Annotated in this window: 1 protein-coding gene; it reads left to right on the forward strand. The window is 45.7% G+C overall.

Annotation, left to right across the window (positions count from 1 at the left end; all coding sequences use genetic code 11):
• A partial coding sequence (locus EAO38_RS09280) for a PBECR3 domain-containing polyvalent protein (protein ID WP_456237302.1) occupies positions 1-1664 on the forward strand: 1664 nt, incomplete at both ends.

The following is a 1664-nucleotide window of genomic DNA, read 5'->3' on the forward strand; positions in this document are numbered from 1 at the left end:
GTGCGCACCATGCCCCATATTCCCTTTTTCAAGGGCTTTAACCAGAAGATAGGCGCAGCAGCCTTGCGCCACCACCTCAAAGCCGCTTTAAACAAGAGCCACAGCGTTGAGGCCTTTAAAAACCAACTCAACCAGCTAGTCCAGCGCACCGACTTTGACAACGCCACCAAAGCCCTCATCAGAGAGATTGAGGGGGGCTTACCTCCAGATGATGGAGGAGGAGGAGGATTACCCTTACCCAAGATAGAACCCAGCCCAGAGACCCCTAAGCTAGAACCCACTCCAGCAGGAGGAGGCAAGGGGGGAGAACCGCCTAAGGGCGAGTTAACCCCCCTTAAGCCCCAAGAGGCCTTAGACCTTTTAGAAAATCTCAACCCCCAAGCAGTGCCCCCAGACTTAGAGCTAGACGCGTTTTTAAAAAGCCTTGAGAGCGTGCAAAATAAAGAGAATTTTATTAAACACTTGCAAAAGAAAGAAGACGCGCAAAGCCGTCTAGCCTATCTTAATTTAGTTGAGCCCACTTTGCATAATTGGGACTTAAAAATTATTAGTGGCGATCGAAGCGAATACATTAAAGCTTTTAGAAATGGCGATCAATTCTTTAGCCTACTCATCACGCAAGAGAACGACCAGCGACTCATCACTTTTATCCCCAAAGTGCGTGAAAAATTTCTACAAGATAAAATTAAAAACGCTAGCCTTATTCAAGCCTTTACTAGCCGAGCAGGCGATTCAAGCCTGAACCTGCACCCCAACCCTACCACCCCAGAACTTAAGAGTCAAGATGGCACAGATTTACCCACTAAATCCACCTTAAAAGAGGACTTAAGTCCCCAAGAGATCAAAGGCCACATAGAAGGGTGGGATTTAGCCAACCCTAAAGCCACAGATAGGCTTTTAATTGCCAAGATAGAGGGGGAAGAGTTAGAACAACTCAAATCAGAATTTAGCTTTAAGGGCAATTACGCGCTAGCTAGGGAGATAGATGCTCAGCATGTAGCGCATGCCTTGAATCGGCATGGGGATTTAAAGGTAGAAACTTCTCGCAACCAAATCCCTATCACAATGGAGGACATCAGCAACTACCCCAATATCATTAAAGAGGCAGATATTAGAGAAATTGAGGGGAACAACATTGTCTACAAGAAACAAATTAACGGGCATTATGTGGTCGTTGAAGAAGCCTTAACCAAGAAAAACAAAATTAGCTTTGTAACAATGTGGAAAAGCAAAGGGGACCTTACGACCCTCCCTACGCCTTCCTCAAAGGGATACGACTTAGACCGAACTCTAAGCGAGAGTTATAAGGAGCCCAACCCTACCACCCCAGAACTTAAGAGTCAAGCCCAAACCCTCTACACCCAAGCCCAAGAGCAAGAACATGGGTTTAAGCAACTCTTAGAGGGATTAAGCCAGCCTAGCAGCACTCTAGAGAGTGGCAATGTGCTTAAGAGTGTGGGGAGCATAGAAGAAAAGCTAGCGTATTACAAGGGGGATAGCCAAAGAGTGGATGACTTGTTAAGGGGGGCATTTATTGCCCCTAAAGAAAGCATAGATAAGCAATTTAAGCACATCTTAGAGAGTCTACAAGCCAACCCCAGCATTGAGGACATCAATCCTAGATTCATTAAAACCCAAGACAATTATCAAGGCGCGCATATTAA

It is taken from the genome of Helicobacter vulpis (assembly GCF_003660395.1).
GTDB lineage: Bacteria > Campylobacterota > Campylobacteria > Campylobacterales > Helicobacteraceae > Helicobacter > Helicobacter vulpis.